This window comes from Paraburkholderia sp. GAS199, assembly GCF_050436585.1.
Classification (GTDB): Bacteria; Pseudomonadota; Gammaproteobacteria; order Burkholderiales; family Burkholderiaceae; genus Paraburkholderia.
In genome coordinates this window covers 652,250-671,019 of record NZ_JBNDMM010000002.1, presented here as the reverse complement: position 1 = coordinate 671,019, position 18,770 = coordinate 652,250, and the positions used below count along the sequence as shown (strand labels likewise).

Below are 18,770 nucleotides of genomic sequence, written 5' to 3'. Positions count from 1 at the left end.
GCGCGTAGCCTCCCGCATGGTACGTTCCGGCCCTTGCGACCCACGGCCGGTCCAGGGCTCTTGTGAAACGGGATGGGTTCTGTTCTCCCGCATCAAGGCCGATTTTTGCAGTAAGGCTGACATGGCAGGCATTCTGATCATCGCGCACGCTCCGTTCGCCACGGCGTTGCGCGATTGCATTTCGCACATTTACGGCGGCTTACCGGCTCGCATCGGCGTGATCGACGTCTCGCCGGATTGCGATCCCGCGCAGCAGGTGGCGTTTGCGAACGCCGAGATCGAGCGTCTCAAGGAAGAAAACGGCGCACTCGTGCTCACCGACATGTTTGGCGCCACGCCGGCGAATATCGCCGGGCGGCTGGCTTCGCTGCCGGACGTGCGCGTGCTGTGCGGCGTCAATCTGCCGATGCTGGTGCGCGCCGTTTGTTATCGCGCCACGCCGCTCGATACGCTGGTCGACAAGGCGCTGGCCGGCGCGACCAAGGGCGTGCACGCCATCGGTCCCGCCACGCCGGCGCCGGTTGCGCCACCCGCGTGTTCCAGCGATTGTCTGCCGGCGTTGCCGCCTGACGCCGCGCCCGGCGATTGTCTGCCGGCACTGCCGCCCGACGCCGACCTGACGCAGAAAGTCGGCTCGACCGGTTTGTAGTTTTACTTTCACCACCACACTTACCCGCGCTTCGGACCATCACATGCTGCAACAGGAAACGACTATTGTGAACAAGCTGGGGCTGCACGCGCGCGCGTCGGCCAAGTTGACGCAACTCGCGGGCAACTACCAGGCAGAAATCTGGATGAGCCGCAATGGCCGTCGCATCAATGCCAAGAGCATCATGGGCGTGATGATGCTGGCTGCGGGCATCGGCAGCACGGTGCTGATCGAAACCGAAGGCGCCGACGAAAAAGAAGCGATGGACGCATTGCTGAAACTGATTGCCGATAAATTCGGCGAGGGTCAGTAAGTTGCGCGTTCGCGTTGCCTGAAAAGCAAAACGCCGCGGCTGTCCGCGGCGTTTTTTTTAGCGCATGACAATCGACGCATGCGACGCGCGTCCGTACGACGAATGGCGTCGCGCTTACGGTTTTTCGTGCTGCGCTGCACACAGCCCCGGCGTACCGGCGAAGAGCGCGGAATTTATAATGACAACACGAGTCTGAGAGCACTGCAGCGGTTTGCCGCGGCATCACACAACTAGAGGAGGTGCGCGTGTCCTTCACGCTGCATGGAATTCCCGTGTCACGCGGTATCGCCATCGGGCGGGCTTACCTGATCGCCCCGGCTGCACTTGACGTAGACCACTATCTGATCGAACCCGCGCAAATCGAGAGCGAGGTCGAGCGCTTTCGCGCGGCACAACAACACGTGCATCAGGAACTCGACGCATTGCGCGCCGATCTCGCCGCCGACGCGCCGAGCGAGATGGGTGCGTTCATCAACGTTCACTCCATGATCCTGAACGACGCGATGCTCGTCCAGGAAACCATCGATCTGATCCGCACGCGCCGCTATAACGTGGAATGGGCGCTGACCGAGCAGCTCGAACGCCTGTCGCGCCATTTCGACGACATCGAAGACGAATACCTGCGCGAACGCAAAGCCGACATCGAACAGGTGGTGGAGCGCGTGCTGAAGGCGCTCGCCGGCGCGTCCGTGGGGCTGGGCGACGGCGTGCATGGCACGTGCGACGAGATGATCGTGGTCGCGCACGACATCGCGCCCGCCGACATGATGCAGTTCAAGACGCAGACGTTCCAAGGCTTCGTGACCGATCTCGGCGGCCGCACGTCGCATACGGCGATCGTCGCGCGTAGTCTCGGCATTCCGGCCGCGGTCGGCGTGCAGCATGCCAGCGCGCTGATCCGTCAGGACGACCTGATCATCGTCGACGGCGATCACGGCATCGTGATCGTGGACCCCGCGCCGATCGTGCTCGAAGAGTATTCGTATCGTCAGAGCGAGAAGGCGCTCGAGCAGCGCAAATTGCAGCGCCTGAAGTTTTCGCCCACTCAGACGCTGTGCGGCACGCGCATCGAGTTGTGCGCGAACATCGAATTGCCGGACGACGCGCGCGCCGCGCTCGACTCGGGCGCGACCGGCGTCGGTCTCTTTCGCACCGAGTTTCTGTTCATGAATCACAAGGACAGGCTGCCGGAAGAGGATGAGCAGTTCGGTGCGTATCGCCGCGCGGTGGAGCTGATGAACGGCCTGCCGGTGACGATCCGCACGATCGACGTGGGTGCCGACAAGCCGCTCGATTCGATGGGCGGCGGCGACGGCTACGAGACCGCTGCGAACCCGGCGCTTGGGCTGCGGGCGATCCGCTGGAGCCTGTCCGAGCCGCAGATGTTCCTCACGCAGCTGCGGGCGATCCTGCGCGCGTCCGCGTTCGGCACCGTGAAGATTCTGATTCCGATGCTCGCGCACGCGCAGGAAATCGACCAGACACTCGATCTGATCCGCGAAGCCAAACGGCAACTCGACGACGCCGGCATGGCCTACGATCCGAACGTGCAGGTCGGCGCGATGATCGAAATTCCGGCTGCCGCGATCGCCTTGCCGCTGTTCCTGAAGCGGCTCGATTTTCTGTCCATCGGCACCAACGACCTGATCCAGTACACGCTGGCGATCGACCGCGCCGATAACGCCGTCGCGCATCTCTACGATCCGCTGCATCCGGCCGTGCTGCACCTGATCGCCTTCACCTTGCGCGAAGCGAAACGCGCGGGGGTGCCGGTGTCGGTGTGCGGAGAAATGGCCGGCGATCCGGCGCTGACGCGTCTGTTGCTCGGCATGGGTCTTACCGAGTTTTCGATGCATCCGAGTCAACTGCTGGTGGTCAAGCAGGAAGTCTTGCGCTCGCATCTGAAGACGCTGGAGAAGCCCGTGGCGGATGTGCTGGCGTCGTTCGAACCCGAAGAGGTGCAGGCGGCGCTCAAGCGGGTGTCGTTGATTTGAGGCGCGCCGTCGTGCCGCTTGTCGAGCACTTCTCCAAATAAAAAACGCCGCCGGGTGGTTCACCCGTGCGGCGTTTTTTTATTTCTGTCGTTCGGATGGGATTGCGGTTCAGGTCTGATGACGTTGTCCGCACACCGGGCAATCCGTCTGCCGCGCGATGCGCATGGTGTTCCATTCCATGCGCAGCGAGTCGAGCATGGTCAGGCGGCCCACCAGCGGCGTACCGATCGCGCCGATTACCTTCAACGCCTCGGCCGCCTGCATGGACCCGATGATGCCGACTGTCGGCGCGAACACGCCCATGGTCGAGCAGGCCACTTCCTCGAACGGCTGATCTTCCGGAAAGATGCAGGCGTAGCAGGGCGACGCCGCATCGCGGAAATCGAAGGTGCTGATCTGGCCGTCGAAGCGCAGTGCCGCGCCGGACACCAGCGGCACGCCGTGTTTCACGCAGGCGCGGTTGATTGCATGGCGCGTGGCGAAGTTGTCCGTACAGTCCAGCACCACGTCGGCGTGCGGCACTTCGCGATCGAGCCACGCGTCGTCCACTCTTTCAGCGACGGCGTTCACCGTGACTTCGGGATTGATTTGCGCGATGGCGTCGCGACCCGACTCGACCTTCTTGCGTCCGACAGACGCCGTGACGTGAAGGATCTGACGCTGCAAATTGGTGAGGTCGACCGTATCCGCATCGACCAGCGTGATCTTGCCGACACCTGCCGCCGCCAGGTACATCGCAGCCGGCGAACCCAAACCGCCCGCGCCCACGACAATCGCATGAGCGTCGATAAAGCGCTGCTGCGCCTCGATACCGATTTCGTCGACGAGGATATGGCGGGAATAGCGAAGGAGTTGGTCGTCGTTCATAACGTTGCGCGAGGAATTCAGTCGCGCAGTGTGAAGCAGACCGGGAGTCTGCCGTGCGCATGCTGGTCAGGCTTATTTTAATCGCGCACGAAAAGCGCCGCAGAGACGGGATTGCAGATGACGAAGATAAGATCCGGCGCGCCTTCGCAGCCGGATGGGCTGCGAAGGCGCGCTACGGCTTGATGCTTACTTGGCCGGCGCTGCTGCCGAAGCCGGAGCCGGCGACGACGCGCCCGGCACCGGCTGCGTCGGCTTGACTGCCACCGGCGCGGAGGCCGACGTGGCCGGCTTGTTCTGCGCGAGACGGCGCTCGCTCAGCGACTTCGATTCCTGCACAGGCTTGCCTTCCAGCTTGTTCAACGCCTGTTGCAGCATGAAGTCGTCGGCAGAGCCGAACTCGACCGGCTTGCGCTCACGATCCTTCTGACGCTGTTCCGGCGTCTTCTTGTCGTTCTGCTCTTCGAGCACGCGCAATTGTTCCATGCGGTCCGCTTCGCGCTGTTCCGCTTCCTTCTTCTCGTTCGGGTCTTGCGTGTTCGCAAGGTGATTCGAGTAGTCGACTTCGCGGGTGACGAGTGCATCGTCCGGATCGCCTTCGGCGTATTGATCGACCGCGACGTCAGGACGGATACCCTTGTTCTGGATCGAACGGCCGCTCGGCGTGTAGTAGTACGCCGTGGTCAGACGCAGCGCGGTGTCGGCCGTCATCGGACGAACGGTTTGCACCGAGCCCTTGCCGAACGTGGTCTTCCCGACGATCAACGCACGGTGTTGATCCTGCAGCGCGCCCGCGACGATTTCCGACGCCGACGCCGAATAGGCGTTGGTCAGCACGACCATCGGCACGGTCTTGAAGATCGGCGCTTCGTCTTTCAGCGGATCGCTGTCGAAAGATTGCAGACGGTAGTTGTCGTAGGTGTCGCGGTAGACCTGCTTCGAATCTGGAATCTGGCCGTTCGTGGAGACCACCACCGAGTTCGGCGGCAGGAACGCGCCGGCCACACCGACCGCGCTTTGCAGCAGACCGCCGCCGTTGTTACGCAGGTCGAGCACGAGACCCTTCAGGTTCGGCTGCTGACGTGCGATGTCCTGCAGCCTGGCCGCGAGGTCCGGCGTGGTGCGTTCCTGGAAGCTGGTGATGCGCACATACGCATAGCCCGGCGCCAGAATCTTCATCTTCACCGACTGCACCTTGATGATGGCGCGCGTCACCGTGAGCGGGAACGTGCGGTCGTCGGTCTTGCGGAAAATGGTGAGCGTGACCTTGGTGCCCGGATCGCCGCGCATCTGCTTGACGGCCTGATCTAGCGTCATGCCGCGCACCGGCTTGTCGTTGATGCGGGTAATGAGGTCGCCCGGACGGATGCCCGCGCGGAACGCCGGCGTGTCTTCGATCGGGGAGATGACCTTGATCAGCCCGTCTTCCGACGAGATTTCGATGCCGAGACCCGCGAAGCGACCCTTGGTCTGCTCCTGCAGTTCTTCGTAATCGGTTTTGTCGAGATACGACGAGTGCGGGTCGAGGCTCGACACCATGCCCTTGATGGCGGCGGTGAGCAGCTTTTTATCGTCGACCGGTTCGACGTACTCGTGTTTGATCTGCCCGAACACTTCGGCAAAGAGCCTGAGCTGGTCTAGCGGCAGCGGGGTTGCTGTGCTGGAGTTGGCGGGTTGCTGGGCCGAGGCGGAAAGTTGCAGGGTGGCAAATACGCCGGTTGCAAGGCCCGCGGCAATCAGGCCGATATTTTTCAGGTTCTTTCGCATAGAGTCTGTTGCGGTCGGAAGCGCGTGGCAGCGTCAAAGAGATGGGGACGGACAAGTATAACTGCACACTTGGCAAGTCAGGGGAGAGGGCTGGCAATCGTGATTCGACAGCACATGCCGGGCCTGGTTCGTGAGATCGAAGTGCGGCACGCAAAGTAATCTGCGGTAACGGCAGAATGGCGGCCAGATGACAAAAGGGCCACGCGCGCCGGTATCTCTTGCCGGTGCGCGCGGCCCTTTGCCGTTGCAGGTGCTGCTTTTGCCGCTTTGCAAAGCCGCGCCGCGCATCTTTGCGGCGCGTCGGCAAAACGGCGCGAACGGAAAATCCGGATCGCTTAGCCCGCCTTGCCTTGCTTGGCGACTGCGGCTTGCGCCTTGGCGATCGCCTCCTGGTCGCCCAGGTAGTAGTGCTTGATGGGCTTCAGTTCTGCGTCGAGCTCATAGACGAGCGGCACGCCGTTCGGGATATTCAGACCGACGATGTCGTCGTCCGAGATGTTGTCGAGATATTTGACGAGGGCACGGATCGAATTGCCGTGCGCGGCGATCACCACCTTGCGGCCCGACTTGATGGCCGGCGCGATCGACTCGTTCCACAAGGGCAGAACGCGTGCCACGGTATCCTTCAGGCACTCGGTCAGCGGCAACTGTTCGCGCGGCACCTTGGCATAGCGCGGGTCGTCGTAGGGCGCGCGTTCGTCGGTCGCTTCCAGCGCCGGCGGCGGTGTGTCGTAGCTGCGGCGCCAGATCAGCACCTGTTCGTCGCCGAACTTCGCGGCCGTTTCCGCCTTGTTCAGTCCCGACAGCGCGCCGTAGTGGCGTTCGTTCAGGCGCCACGAATGGACCACCGGCAGGTACATCAGGTCCATCTTGTCCTGCACGTGCCAGAGCGTGCGGATCGCGCGCTTGAGCACCGAGGTGTAGGCGATGTCGAACGTGTAGCCCGAGTCCTTGAGCAGCACGCCCGCCTGCTGCGCTTCACGATTGCCCTGCTCGGTCAGGTCGACGTCGACCCAGCCCGTGAAGCGGTTTTCCTTGTTCCACGTCGATTCGCCGTGGCGGATGAGTACGAGTTTGTACATAAGATTGCCGGTCGGTAGTAAGGAAGCGGTAAAGCGCTGCGGGGGTCCTTCTGAGGAGCGCCGCCATCGCGTCAGACGGTTATTTTATAATGGGTGGATTGCCCTTTTCGATTTCTCTCTTTTTCGGCGGATTTTCCGTGAAGTTTTTCACTGATTACACAAACCTTGTACTGATCGCAATCGTCCTCATCTCCGGTGGGTTGCTGCTGTGGCCGACGATCAGCCGGCGCGGCCGCGGTGGCCTGTCGGCCGCTGAAGCCACGCAACTGATCAACCGGCGCAATGCGGCGGTCATCGATCTCCGTCCGTCCGCCGATTTCGCCAAAGGGCATCTGCCCGCGGCACGGCACCTTGAATTCGCGGAACTGCAGGCGAAAGTCGCGCAACTCGTGAAGAACAAGAGCAACCCGGTGCTGCTGGTTTGCCAGACCGGCCAGCAGTCGAACAAGGCAGCGCGTATCGTGCAGGATGCAGGATATGCGGAAGTCCACGTTCTCGAAGGCGGTGTCGACGCCTGGCAGAAAGCCGGTATGCCGGTTGTGAAACAAGGAGTAGCCAAGTGAACAAAGTGATCATGTACAGCACGCAGGTGTGCCCGTATTGCCAGATGGCCGAACGTCTTTTAAAGTCGCGCGGCGTCGAGCACGTTGAAAAAGTACTGATCGACAAAGACCCGGCCCGTCGTGAAGAAATGATGACCCGGACCGGTCGTCGCACGGTGCCGCAGGTGTTCATCGGCGAGACGCACGTCGGCGGGTACGACGACCTCTCCGCGCTCGATCGCGCGGGCGGTCTGATGCCTCTGCTCGAACAGGCTGCCTGAAGCCGCGCGCCAGCCGGCGCGCGAATCAGGCGGATGAAACGCAAAGCCGGCGCGCGCTTGCCCCATCTGGGCGAGCGGCACGCCGCAACGATCTGGCGACCCACGAATTCATGGGCCGCCGCTACGCACATCTATCAGGGAATCACTCAATCATGTCCGACGAGAATAACCAGCCGTTCTTCAACATCCAGCGCATCTACCTGAAGGACATGTCGCTCGAGCAGCCGAATTCGCCGGGCATTTTCCTCGAGCAGGAAATGCCGTCGGTCGAAGTGGAAGTCGACGTGAAGGCCGAGCGCCTCGCCGACACCGTGTTCGAAATCCTCGTCACGGGTACGGTCACGGCCAAGGTGTCGGACAAGGTCGCGTTCCTGATCGAAGCCAAGCAAGCCGGCATTTTTGACATTCGCAACATTCCGGCCGAGCAGATCGACCCGCTGGTCGGCATTGCCTGCCCGACCATTCTGTTCCCGTACCTGCGCTCGAACATCGCCGACGCGATCACCCGCGCAGGCTTCCCGCCGATCCACCTCGCCGAAATCAACTTCCAGGCGCTGTACGAGCAACGTCTCGCGCAGATGGGCGGCCAGGAAGGCGCGGCGCAAAACGGCGTCACGCACTAAGGCGTCGCCAGCGGTGCCGGACATGAAAGTTGCCGTCCTCGGCGCCGGTGCCTGGGGCACAGCCCTCGCCGGCCATCTGGCCGCGCGGCACGATACGGTGCTGTGGGCGCGCGAAGCCGCGCTCGTCGCCGACCTCTCCGCGTCCCGCGAAAACGCCCGCTATCTGGCGGGCGTTGCTTTGCCCGAGGCGCTTCGCTACGAAGCCGACCTGAACGCGGCACTCGACCACGCTTTGGCCGACGATGCTTTATGCGTCGTCGCGACGCCGGTGGCGGGTCTGCGCGGTCTGTTCCAGGCCATGCGCGACGCCGGCAAGGTGCCGGCGCATGTCGTGTGGTTGTGCAAGGGCTTTGAAGCCGATTCGCAGTTGTTGCCGCATCAGGTGGTCGCGGCCGAATTGCCCGGCCATACCAGCAACGGTGTGCTGTCGGGACCGAGTTTCGCGCGTGAAGTCGGGCAGGGTTTGCCGGTCGCGCTGACCATCGCGAGCGAATCGGCGGCATGCCGTGAGCGGACGGTGGCGGCGTTTCACCACGGTGCAATGCGCATCTATACCGGCGACGACATCGTCGGTGTGGAAGTGGGCGGCGCGGTGAAGAACGTGCTGGCGATCGCCACGGGCATTGCCGACGGCCTCGGCCTCGGTCTCAATGCCCGCGCGGCGCTCATCACGCGTGGCCTCGCCGAAATGTCGCGTCTGGGCGTTACGCTCGGCGGCCGGGCGGAAACGTTCACCGGTCTGACCGGGCTAGGCGATCTGATTCTGACTGCCACGGGTGATCTGTCGCGCAACCGGACGGTCGGCGTGCAACTCGCCTCGGGCCGCACGCTCGACGACATCCTCGGCGCGCTGGGTCATGTGGCCGAAGGCGTGCGGTGCGCCCGCGCAGTGTTGTCGATCGCGCAGGCTCATTCAATCGACATGCCCATCACACAGGCTGTCTGCGCCGTGCTGTTCGACGGCGTGGCGCCGCGCGACGCCGTCAGCGCGTTGTTGCGGCGCGATTCCAAGGCTGAATAAGGTCGCTCGAGACCCTGTTTGCGTCTGTCTCCGGCCGTTTGGCGCGTCGTGCGCTGAACGGCTGCTCACCATCGCTGTCCACGTTTTTATCGACGCTTCGGATCAGCGAGGTTCCCATGCTCACTTTCAATCGTTGCACGCTAGAAGCCCGCGTGGTCGACATCACCACGCTCGCGCTGGACGCGATCGTCAACGCCGCGAACACGTCGCTACTGGGCGGCGGCGGGGTGGACGGCGCGATTCATCGCGCGGCGGGTCCTGCATTGCTGCGCGAATGCGAAGCGCTCGGCGGCTGTGCGACCGGCGATGCCAAAATAACCGCCGGCTATCAGTTGCCGGCGAAACACGTGATTCACGCGGTCGGGCCGGTCTGGCAGGGCGGTACACGCGGCGAGGCCGATCTGCTCGCGTCCTGCTACCAACGCTCGCTCGAAGTGGCGCGCGCCGCGCAGTGCCGCAGCATCGCGTTTCCCGCGATCAGTTGTGGGATCTACCGTTTCCCCGCCGACGAAGCCGTGAAGATTGCGATCGGCACGGTACTCGCGACGTTGCCGCGCGCGCCGGACATCGAGAAGGTGGTGTTTGCCTGCTTCGACGAAGCGATGTTCGCGCGCTACGAGGCCGAACTGAAACGCCGTCAGGCGCCGCCCTCGAAGCCGGTCTGACGCCACGCTTCGAATACCACGATCGCAACCGTATTCGACAGATTCAGGCTGCGGTTGCCGGGGCGCATCGGCAGACGCACGCGCTGTTCGCCGTCGAAACGGTCGAGCACGCTGTCGGGCAGGCCGCGCGTTTCCGCGCCGAACACGAACCAGTCACCCGACTGGAACGCGTGCTCGTGGAAACGGCCCGAGCCGCGCGTGGTGAAGGCGAACATGCGCGCCGGATCGGGCGACTCTTTAGCGAGGAACGCGTCCCAGTCGGCGTGCACGTTCATCTGCGCGTACTCGTGATAGTCGAGGCCGGCGCGGCGCAGTTTGGCGTCGTCGAGCGGGAAACCGAGCGGCTCGATCAGGTGCAGACGCGCGCCGGTATTCGCGCACAGACGGATGACGTTGCCGGTGTTCGGCGGGATTTCGGGTTCGACGAGAACGACATTGAACATGATGGGATCAGGTAAGGACTAGTTTTTCGGCGTGCGCAGCGCGACGAAGTTGGTGACGCGCCGCGCGCCGGCTGTCTTGAGCGTGCGGGCCAGCGCTTCGAGCGTTGCGCCGGTGGTCATGACGTCGTCGACGATGCCGACGTGCAGACCGTCCACCGGCTTCGACACGCGAAAGGCGTGACTCACGTTCTGCCGGCGCGCGTCGAGGTCGAGCCGCGACTGCGGCGCCGTGTGGATGATCCGTTGCAGCAACGTGGCGTCGCTACGCACGCGCAGCGCGCGGGCGAGCGGCTTCGCAATCTGCCACGCCTGGTTATAGCCGCGTTCGACCAGGCGTTTGCCGGCAAGCGGCACCGGCGCGATGACATCCGGCCGATCCGATGCATCATGCATCGAGTCTTCGGCGAGACGGCCAAGGCGCCATGCGAATTCATGCGCCAGCGCGAGGCGAGCGCGAAATTTCAGGCCTAGCGCCAATGCATCCAGCGGTCGGCGATAGTCGGCGAGGGCGAAGGTGGCGTCGAAAGGCGGCGGCTCGTCGACGCAGTCCGCGCAACGATACTGCGCGCGAGCCGACCATCGCGAGGTGGACAGCGGCACGGCGCAGACGGTGCAACGCACGCTGCCTTCGTTCCAGTACGCCTCGTCGCAGCCGGCGCAGAGCGTGTTCTGCGACAAATTGCCACATAACGCGCAGAGATTGGGCAATGCGACTTGCATCACGCGAGGCCACGCCGAATGCACGCTGCGCGCAAACCGAGCGAGCGACGAACCGGAAAACGACGAAAATGTTCGGATTGGCATGATTCGACCGCCCGCCAAGGCCGTTTGCGCTGAATGAGAAGAGGCGAGCGAGTATACTTCGAGCTCTTCGCCAGTACGACACTCATGTCCCCAACTCCCGCTCAATCTGGCCGTCCGGCCTATGATTCCCGGCGCCTCAGGCGGATTTTCGACCGCCGTGCAGCGACCTTCGACGACGTGGCCTTCCTGCCACGCGAAATCGCGCAGCGCATGCGCGAGCGTCTCGACTACATCAAGGTAACGCCGGCAAGCGTGCTCGACGCGGGCTGTGGCGCGGGCGAAGACCTGCCGGCGCTGCGCGAGCGCTTTCCCGAGGCGCCGGTGTTCGGCACCGACCTGTCGCACGGCATGCTGACCCGCGCCTTGCGCCACGACGCCGGCGACACGAGCTGGCGGCGCTTTCTGCCCGCCACGCTCGGCAAGGCGCTCGGCTCGCGCGGTCCGCGTTTCGCGCAGGCCGACTACGCTTCGCTGCCGTTCACGGCGGGCGCTTTCGAATTCATCTGGTCCAACCTCGCGCTTCACTGGCACTCCCGGCCGGATCAGGTTTTCCCTGAGTGGCAGCGCGTGCTGAAGGTGGGCGGCCTGCTGATGTTCAGCACGCTCGGCCCGGATTCGCTCAAGGAATTGCGCGGTGCCTACGCCGAGGTCGAGGCCGCACACGGCGTGGCGTCACGCAAGCACGTAATCGATTTCGTCGACATGCATGATCTTGGAGATATGCTGGTCGAGAGTGGATTCGAGATTCCGGTCATGGACCAGGAAACGCTCACCATCACCTACAAGTCACCTGAATCGTTGCTCGCGGACGTGCGCCGCTGGGGCGCGTATCCGTTCGAGCGGGAGGCGGCGCCCAATGCGGCTGCGCGCCGTCTGCACAAGGCTTTGCTGGCGGCGCTCGAAGCTCGCCGGCGGGCCGACGGAACGATCGCGCTGACCTTCGAGGTGATCTACGGGCACGCCTGGAAGGCCGTACCGCGCACGACCGCCGACGGTCATGGAATCGTGCGGATCGAGGACATCGGACGAGGTTCGAAGCGGAATCGTTGAGGTGGTAAAGAGGGCATCTGTTATGTCTGAAATTACCGCTTCAAAACAGCTTCAAAAGCTGCGGCAAAACGGCGCGGAGGCTTGTCCGGCCGGGGTTTGGGCCCGATGGAGCCTTGCTTGTGGATGCCATGGATCGCGCCTATAATGCGTCAGTTTGTCGCCCGGAGTTCCCACATTCGAGGCGGCGGGCCCGAGGCACGAGGGCTGCATCATGAGTGACGCGGAAGCCTTCGGGCAACCGCAGGCGCGAGGCCGGAAACAGCGGTCGCACGCAATGGTCGCAGGCGGCGAAGGGCGGGAGGCAGCGATGGAAGCTTCAGATCTGCTGGCGGATTCAGAACCGGTTCTGAAAGACTGGACGATGAAACGCAACTGTTCCATATCGCCGCGGCAGTTCGTATGTTTCTATGTATCGCTTGCGTTGTTCTCGCTGGCAATTGCATTCATGCTGGTTCTGGTCGGCGCCTGGCTGGTGTTGCCGTTCACCGGTATCGAATTGCTGGCGGTGGGCATCGCGTTTGCCATATATGCGCGTCATGCTGTGGATTACGAGCGGATCCGGCTTTTCCCTAACAGGCTCGTGATCGAGCAGGTCAGCGCCGAGCGGCTCACGCAGTTCGAATTCAATCCGCGCTGGGTGCGGATCGAGCCAGGTGCAACGCCTCGCGACCAGATCAAACTGGTTTCACGCGGCGAGACGATCATGATTGGGCAACATCTCGCGCAGTATCGGCGCGCGCAGTTCGCAGGCGAATTGCGCATGTGGCTCACACGCTGTTAGATGTGTCGAGACGCACGGCGTTCACGGGGAGCGGGAGACAGCCTTCCGGCGGGGTCGAGGGTTTGAATGGAAATTTTGGGTAAGGAAGCTATGAAAACAATCAAGCGAGCCCTCATGGGTCTGCTGGCGACGAGCGGACTGCTTTTCGCCGGTGCGGCCCTGGCAGTGGGCGATGTTCCGGGCGGCCCTGCCGTCAACGAGATCAATCTCCAGCCGCCTGCGACGAAAATCGCTGAGGAGCTCTACAGCCTCCACACGTTCATGCTGATCCTGTGCACGGTGATCTTCATCGGCGTGTTCGCAGTGATGTTCTATTCGATCTTCGCGCACCGCAAATCGAAAGGACACAAGGCTTCCAATTTCCACGAAAGCACCACCGTCGAAATCATCTGGACGATCGTGCCGTTCGTCATCGTCGTGCTGATGGCGCTGCCGGCCACCAAGACCGTCGTCGCGATGAAAGACACCACCAACGCCGACGTCACCATCAAGGTCACCGGCTACCAGTGGAAGTGGGGCTACGACTACGTCAAGGGTCCCGGCGAAGGCATCAACTTCCTCTCCACGCTGGCTACGCCGCGTGCGGAAACCGATGGCCGCCAGCCGATTTCCACCACGTATCTGCAGGAAGTCGACAATCCGCTGGTCGTCCCGGTCGACAAGAAAATCCGCATCATCACCACCGCGAACGACGTGGTCCACTCCTGGTACGTGCCGGCTTTCGGCGTGAAGCAGGACGCGATTCCGGGCTTCGTGCGCGACACGTGGTTCAAGGCTGACAAGGTCGGCACGTTCCGCGGCTTCTGTACCGAACTCTGCGGCAAGGAACACGCGTTCATGCCGGTCGTGGTCGAAGTGCTGTCGGCGGACGACTATGCGAAGTGGGTCGACACGCAGAAGAAGAAAATGGCCGCCGGCCAGGACGACCCGAACAAGACCTACACCATGGCCGAACTCATGGAGCGCGGCGGCAAGGTCTACACGGCGAACTGCGCGGTCTGCCACCAGCCGACCGGCAAGGGCGCGGGCGCATTCCCGGCGCTCGACGGCAGCAAGATCGCCAACGGCCCGATCGCGGAGCACGTCAGCATCGTGCTGAAGGGCAAGAACGCGATGCCGTCCTGGGCGCCCACGCTGAACGACGTGGAAATCGCCTCGGTCATCACGTACGAACGCAACTCGTGGGGCAACCACACGGGCGACATTCTCCAGCCGAAGCAGGTGCTGGATGCGCGTAACGGCAAGCTGCCGGAAGGCGGCAACCATCTGGCCGACGCGGGCGCAGCGGCGAGCGGCGCGGAAGCCGCGGCATCGGGCGCGGCGGCGGCTTCGGGCGCTGCCGGTGCTTCGAGTGCCGAAGCGGCGGCCTCCGACAGCGCGGCGGCCAACGCGGCTGCACTCCCGGCCAGCATCTATTTCGACACGGGCAAGAGCACGCTGCCGGCCGACGCGAAAGCGGCGGTAGACGCAGCGGCCGCCTACGCGAAGGCTCACCCCGACGCAAAATTCACGCTGTCGGGCTTCACCGACGCCACCGGTTCTGCCGATCTCAACGCGAAGCTCGCGAAGAGCCGCGCCGAAGCCGTGCGCGACGCGCTGAAAGCAGCCGGCATTGCCGAAGACCATATTATTTTAAAGAAGCCGGAAACGATCACGGGCGGCAGCGACGCGAAAGAAGCCCGGCGTGTTCAGATCAGCCCGGCCGCCTGACGTGTTCATGGTCAGCAGCGCAGTATTCGCATTAGGAGATTGTCATGTCTAGCATCGGACACGATGTAACCGCAGGCCACGAGCACGTGCACGGCGACCATGCCCACGAGACGCCGCACGGCTGGCGTCGGTGGCTGTTCGCAACCAATCACAAGGACATCGGTACGCTGTACCTGATCTTCTCGTTCACCATGTTCCTCTCCGGGGGCGTGATGGCGCTGATGATCCGTGCCGAACTGTTCGAGCCGGGTCTGCAGATCATGCGCCCCGAGTTCTTCAACCAGTTGACCACCATGCACGGCCTCATCATGGTGTTCGGCGCGATCATGCCGGCCTTCGTCGGCTTCGCGAACTGGATGATTCCGTTGCAGATCGGCGCGTCGGACATGGCGTTCGCGCGAATGAACAACTTCAGCTTCTGGCTGCTGCCGGTGGCCGCCGTGCTGCTCGTCGGTTCGTTCTTCTCGCCGGGCGGTGCCACCGCCGCGGGCTGGACGCTGTACGCGCCGCTGTCCACGCAAATGGGCCCGGGCATGGACTTCGCGATCTTCGCAGTCCACTTGATGGGTGCTTCGTCGATCATGGGCGGTATCAATATCGTCGTGACGATCCTGAACATGCGCGCACCCGGCCTCACGCTGATGAAGATGCCGATGTTCGTGTGGACGTGGCTCATCACCGCGTACCTGCTGATTGCCGTGATGCCGGTGCTGGCAGGTGCGATCACCATGGTGCTGTTCGATCGCCACTTCGGCACGTCGTTCTTCAACGCGGCCGGCGGCGGCGACCCGGTGATGTACCAGCATATTTTCTGGTTCTTCGGGCACCCCGAGGTGTACATCATGATCTTGCCGGCGTTCGGGATCGTGTCGCAGGTGATCCCGGCGTTCTCGCGCAAGCCGCTGTTCGGTTATAGCTCGATGGTGTACGCAACGTCGTCGATCGCGATCCTGTCGTTCATGGTGTGGGCGCACCACATGTTCGCTACCGGCATGCCGGTGACGGGTCAGCTGTTCTTCATGTACGCCACGATGCTGATTGCCGTGCCGACCGGTGTGAAGGTGTTCAACTGGGTCGCGACGATGTGGCGCGGTTCGCTCTCCTTCGAAACGCCGATGCTGTTTGCGGTGGGCTTCCTGATCGTGTTCACGTTCGGCGGCCTGTCGGGTCTCATGCTGGCAATGGCTCCGCTCGACATCCAGTATCACGGCACCTATTTCGTGGTCGCGCACTTCCACTACGTGCTGGTGGCGGGCTCGCTCTTCGCGCTGTTCTCGGGCTGGTACTACTGGGCGCCGAAGTGGACGGGCTGGATGTACAACGAGACGCGCGGCAAGATCCACTTCTGGGCCTCACTGTTCTTCTTCAACCTCGCGTTCCTGCCGATGCACTTCGTTGGCCTCGCCGGCATGCCGCGTCGTTACGCCGATTACCCGGCGCAGTTCACGGACTGGAACCAGGTCATCTCGATCGGCGCGTTCGGCTTCGGTCTTGCGCAGGTCTACTTCCTGTTCGCGGTTGCGCTGCCGGCCTACCGTGGCGGCGGCGAACTCGAAAAGGCCGACGACAAGCCGTGGGACGGCGCAACGGGCCTCGAATGGACCGTGCCGAGCCCGGCTCCGTTCCACACGTTCGAACATCCGCCGACCGTCGAGTAAAAGGCGTTCGGTGCGCAAGCAGGATCCGGCGGCGCGGTTGGGCGTCATCGGGTCCGGCGGGCGCGGAAGTCGTGGCGGCATCCGTGGTCACGAAAGGCATTCAGACAGTCGAGCATGACGCGCAATCCTCAAGAAAGACGTACGCCCGAGCAGATCCGCGCGGGCAACCGGCGGATCGGTATCGTGATGTTTGTCATCGCCGCGGCCTTTTTTGCGAGCGTCATCATTCATCAGAAGTGGTTTTCCTGACGCGGAGGTTTTCGGCCCCGTGAAGGTTTGTTGAGGATCGAGATGTCGACGCAACCGCCGGCTCAGGCCGACCGCGCTTTTAACCGTTCGATGCTGATCAAGCTGTTCGTCGTCGCGTTGATGATGTTCGGCTTCGGTTTCGCACTGGTGCCGATGTACCGCGCAATCTGCCAGATCACCGGCATCAACAACCTCGTGCAGCGTGATGCAACGGTGCGCGAGGCGAAGAATACGCAGGTCGACATGAGCCGCACGATTTCCATCGAACTCGATGCGAACGCGCGCGGCCCGCTGGGTTTCAAGCCGGAGCAACGTAGTCTTGACGTGCATCCGGGTGAAGTGACGACGGTGATGTACGAGGTCAGCAACGAACAGGCGCGCACAATTCAGGCGCAAGCCATTCCGAGCTACGCGCCGAAGCAGGCCACCGAGTACTTCAAGAAGATCGAGTGTTTTTGCTTTACGCAGCAAACTTTGACGGCGAATCAGGTCAAGCGCTTGCCGGTCGTGTTCGTGGTCGATCCCAAGCTGCCGAAGGACGTGAAGACGATTACCTTGTCCTACACATTCTTCGAATTGAATACGCCCGCCGCGGCAACGGCGGGCAGCGCAGCGCCCACGGCCGGTACGGCGGCGACCGCCGCGAACCCCGCCTGACGGCCAGCGCCGCGGGTGAAGAGCGAGAAGACGAGATGAGCGATAACGGCGGCAGCCCGCGCAAAAGCAGTTTTGGTCAGTCGATGCGGGCTGTGTTCTGGTCGTTTTTCGGGGTGCGCAAACGCCGCGATCTGGAAGCCGACGCGGCGCAGTTGAACCCGCTGCATGTGATCGCAGCGGCGCTGATCGGTGCGGCGATTTTCATCGTCGTGCTGATTCTGATCGTACGCATGGTCGTAGGCTGAGCAGGCAGGCGCGAAACAGCGCCCATGAATTAGAGTGAAGCGGTGCGGTATCGACGCGCCGCCGAGGATACAGCCGGAGATTCCGGGACAACTGGACTGAAGTGGAGAATCAAGAATGAGCGGTCAAAACGAGAGCCCGTACTATTTCGTACCGCATCCGTCGCGGCATCCGATCAGCGCCGCGGTCGGATTGCTGGTCATGCTCGGATCGCTTGCAGCCTGGATCAACGACCACGAACTGGCGCCGATCGGCGTCGTCGTCGGTCTGCTGTGGCTGCTCTTTACGCTTTGGCACTGGTTCGGCGACGCGATCGCGGAATCCGAGGGCGGCATGTACGGCAAGAATGTCGACAAGTCGTACCGCTGGAGCATGAGCTGGTTCATCTTCTCCGAAGTCATGTTCTTCGGCGCATTCTTCGGCGCGCTGTTCTACGCTCGCGAGATCGCGCTGCATCAACTCGGCAGCCTCGATTACAAGCTGATCTGGCCGGATTTCTCGGCGGTGTGGCCGAACAACGGTCCGGCGGCGCTGGTGTCCACGTTCAAGTCGATGCAGCCGTGGCCGGTGCCGACCATCAACACGGCGCTGCTGTTGTCTTCGGGCGCCACGCTCACGGTTTCGCACCACGCGCTGCGCGAAGATCATCGCAAGAAAGCGATCATCTGGCTGGCTGCCACGCTGGTGCTCGGCGTCTGCTTCCTGTTCCTGCAGGGCTTCGAATACTTCCACGCGTACAACGAACTGAATCTGACGCTGTCGTCGGGCGTGTACGGTTCGACGTTCTTCCTGCTGACAGGCTTCCACGGTTTCCACGTGTTCCTGGGCGGCACGATGCTGGCCGTGGTGCTGGTCCGCATGATCCGCGGTCACTTCACGGCGGACCACCACTTCGCGTTCGAAGGCGCCGCATGGTACTGGCACTTTGTGGACGTCGTGTGGCTGGGTCTGTACGTCGTCGTCTACTGGCTGTAATGCGTGTCGGTCCGCGCCTTTCGAAGGCGCGCAGTACCTGCAGCAATGGAGTAGTTTGAAAGAGATTCGAAGCAGCGCCGCCCTCGACCCTGTCAGGGCGGCGTTTTGCTTGATGCGCCGATCAACAGCCGGCGGTGCGGAAAGCGGAAGGTTCTCTGTCGCGACGAGCTACCGTATCAGCGACCATAAGGAATGCCGGTCGACTGGATCCAGCCCATCCAGTGTGCAAACAGGATGAACAGGAACAGCGAGATCGACAGACCCACCCGTGTGGCGAGCGACCAGACCATCCGTTTGGTTTTGCCCTTGTCATGCATCATGAAGTACAACGCCGACACCATGCTGGCGATGATCAGGGCAAAGGCGATGGGAACGAGAATGTGCATGGATCCGACCGAA

22 protein-coding genes are annotated in these 18,770 nt (G+C 62.9%); 16 read left to right on the top strand and 6 right to left on the bottom strand.

Features of this window, described 5'->3' with window-relative positions:
• The first annotated feature begins 121 nt into the window (after positions 1–121).
• From P3T18_RS09085 to ptsP, 3 genes are all read left to right on the top strand, one after another.
• Entirely contained in the window at positions 122–649 is a 528-nt protein-coding gene (locus P3T18_RS09085) for a PTS sugar transporter subunit IIA (RefSeq protein ID WP_429299580.1), read from the top strand.
• A 43-nt stretch (positions 650–692) separates the two neighbouring features.
• Positions 693–962 (top strand): HPr family phosphocarrier protein, encoded by a 270-nt coding sequence (locus P3T18_RS09080; protein ID WP_007179472.1) that lies wholly within the window; start codon positions 693–695, stop codon positions 960–962.
• A gap of 245 nt (positions 963–1,207) precedes the next feature.
• Complete coding sequence (ptsP, locus tag P3T18_RS09075) at positions 1,208–2,956, top strand: phosphoenolpyruvate--protein phosphotransferase (protein ID WP_429299579.1); 1,749 nt, start codon at positions 1,208–1,210, stop codon at positions 2,954–2,956.
• 108 nt (positions 2,957–3,064) lie between these two features.
• Here ptsP and P3T18_RS09070 read toward each other — a convergent pair whose 3' ends face one another.
• The 3 genes from P3T18_RS09070 to gpmA all read right to left on the bottom strand — a co-directional run bounded on the left by P3T18_RS09070 (position 3,065) and on the right by gpmA (position 6,669).
• A complete protein-coding gene (locus P3T18_RS09070; protein WP_429299578.1) occupies positions 3,065–3,823 on the bottom strand; it encodes a HesA/MoeB/ThiF family protein in 759 nt (252 codons plus the stop codon).
• Between the two features lie 186 nt (positions 3,824–4,009).
• Positions 4,010–5,587, bottom strand: coding sequence for a S41 family peptidase (locus P3T18_RS09065; protein ID WP_429299577.1), 1,578 nt, complete (start codon positions 5,585–5,587; stop codon positions 4,010–4,012).
• 335 nt (positions 5,588–5,922) lie between these two features.
• Complete coding sequence (gpmA, locus tag P3T18_RS09060; RefSeq protein ID WP_429299576.1) at positions 5,923–6,669, bottom strand: 2,3-diphosphoglycerate-dependent phosphoglycerate mutase; 747 nt, start codon at positions 6,667–6,669, stop codon at positions 5,923–5,925.
• Positions 6,670–6,806: 137 nt separating this feature from the next.
• Between gpmA and P3T18_RS09055 the strand changes: the two genes are divergently transcribed.
• The 5 genes from P3T18_RS09055 to P3T18_RS09035 all read left to right on the top strand — a co-directional run bounded on the left by P3T18_RS09055 (position 6,807) and on the right by P3T18_RS09035 (position 9,801).
• A complete protein-coding gene (locus P3T18_RS09055) occupies positions 6,807–7,232 on the top strand; it encodes a rhodanese-like domain-containing protein (protein ID WP_429299575.1) in 426 nt (141 codons plus the stop codon).
• On the top strand, positions 7,229–7,492 hold the full coding sequence (gene grxC, locus P3T18_RS09050; protein WP_429299574.1) for a glutaredoxin 3: 264 nt from the start codon (positions 7,229–7,231) through the stop codon (positions 7,490–7,492). Before P3T18_RS09055 ends, grxC begins: the two co-directional genes overlap by 4 nt.
• Positions 7,493–7,644: 152 nt before the next feature.
• The gene (gene secB / locus P3T18_RS09045; protein ID WP_054035743.1) at positions 7,645–8,115 is read left to right on the top strand and encodes a protein-export chaperone SecB; all 471 of its coding nucleotides are present in this window, start codon (positions 7,645–7,647) and stop codon (positions 8,113–8,115) included.
• A gap of 22 nt (positions 8,116–8,137) precedes the next feature.
• Positions 8,138–9,136: an NAD(P)H-dependent glycerol-3-phosphate dehydrogenase gene (locus P3T18_RS09040; protein ID WP_429299573.1), complete on the top strand. Its 999-nt coding sequence runs from the start codon at positions 8,138–8,140 to the stop codon at positions 9,134–9,136.
• Between the two features lie 116 nt (positions 9,137–9,252).
• Positions 9,253–9,801 (top strand): O-acetyl-ADP-ribose deacetylase, encoded by a 549-nt coding sequence (locus P3T18_RS09035; RefSeq protein ID WP_429299572.1) that lies wholly within the window; start codon positions 9,253–9,255, stop codon positions 9,799–9,801.
• Here P3T18_RS09035 and trmL read toward each other — a convergent pair.
• Positions 9,774–10,244: a tRNA (uridine(34)/cytosine(34)/5-carboxymethylaminomethyluridine(34)-2'-O)-methyltransferase TrmL gene (gene trmL / locus P3T18_RS09030; RefSeq protein ID WP_429299571.1), complete on the bottom strand. Its 471-nt coding sequence runs from the start codon at positions 10,242–10,244 to the stop codon at positions 9,774–9,776. The genes P3T18_RS09035 and trmL overlap by 28 nt on opposite strands.
• Before the next feature lie 18 nt (positions 10,245–10,262).
• The gene (locus P3T18_RS09025) at positions 10,263–11,048 is read right to left on the bottom strand and encodes a phosphoribosyltransferase family protein (RefSeq protein WP_429299570.1); all 786 of its coding nucleotides are present in this window, start codon (positions 11,046–11,048) and stop codon (positions 10,263–10,265) included.
• Positions 11,049–11,132: 84 nt separating this feature from the next.
• On the opposite strand from P3T18_RS09025, the gene P3T18_RS09020 reads away from it, so the two are divergent.
• The 8 genes from P3T18_RS09020 to P3T18_RS08985 all read left to right on the top strand — a co-directional run bounded on the left by P3T18_RS09020 (position 11,133) and on the right by P3T18_RS08985 (position 18,371).
• On the top strand, positions 11,133–12,098 hold the full coding sequence (locus tag P3T18_RS09020) for a methyltransferase domain-containing protein (protein ID WP_429299569.1): 966 nt from the start codon (positions 11,133–11,135) through the stop codon (positions 12,096–12,098).
• A 307-nt stretch (positions 12,099–12,405) separates the two neighbouring features.
• On the top strand, positions 12,406–12,879 hold the full coding sequence (locus P3T18_RS09015) for a DUF2244 domain-containing protein (RefSeq protein WP_429299568.1): 474 nt from the start codon (positions 12,406–12,408) through the stop codon (positions 12,877–12,879).
• Between the two features lie 66 nt (positions 12,880–12,945).
• Complete coding sequence (gene coxB, locus P3T18_RS09010) at positions 12,946–14,589, top strand: cytochrome c oxidase subunit II (RefSeq protein WP_429299567.1); 1,644 nt, start codon at positions 12,946–12,948, stop codon at positions 14,587–14,589.
• Positions 14,590–14,633: 44 nt separating this feature from the next.
• Positions 14,634–16,247 carry a cytochrome c oxidase subunit I gene (gene ctaD, locus P3T18_RS09005; protein WP_429299566.1) on the top strand — a complete coding sequence of 538 codons (1,614 nt, stop codon included), beginning with the start codon at positions 14,634–14,636 and terminating at the stop codon, positions 16,245–16,247.
• A 114-nt stretch (positions 16,248–16,361) separates the two neighbouring features.
• A complete protein-coding gene (locus P3T18_RS09000) occupies positions 16,362–16,496 on the top strand; it encodes a cytochrome oxidase small assembly protein (protein ID WP_429299565.1) in 135 nt (44 codons plus the stop codon).
• Between the two features lie 42 nt (positions 16,497–16,538).
• Positions 16,539–17,153 carry a cytochrome c oxidase assembly protein gene (locus P3T18_RS08995; protein ID WP_429299564.1) on the top strand — a complete coding sequence of 205 codons (615 nt, stop codon included), beginning with the start codon at positions 16,539–16,541 and terminating at the stop codon, positions 17,151–17,153.
• Between the two features lie 35 nt (positions 17,154–17,188).
• Positions 17,189–17,398 carry a DUF2970 domain-containing protein gene (locus P3T18_RS08990; RefSeq protein WP_429299563.1) on the top strand — a complete coding sequence of 70 codons (210 nt, stop codon included), beginning with the start codon at positions 17,189–17,191 and terminating at the stop codon, positions 17,396–17,398.
• A gap of 115 nt (positions 17,399–17,513) precedes the next feature.
• Complete coding sequence (locus P3T18_RS08985; protein ID WP_429299562.1) at positions 17,514–18,371, top strand: cytochrome c oxidase subunit 3; 858 nt, start codon at positions 17,514–17,516, stop codon at positions 18,369–18,371.
• Between the two features lie 176 nt (positions 18,372–18,547).
• Here P3T18_RS08985 and P3T18_RS08980 read toward each other — a convergent pair whose 3' ends face one another.
• Complete coding sequence (locus tag P3T18_RS08980; RefSeq protein ID WP_121316432.1) at positions 18,548–18,757, bottom strand: twin transmembrane helix small protein; 210 nt, start codon at positions 18,755–18,757, stop codon at positions 18,548–18,550.
• Positions 18,758–18,770: the final 13 nt, after the last annotated feature.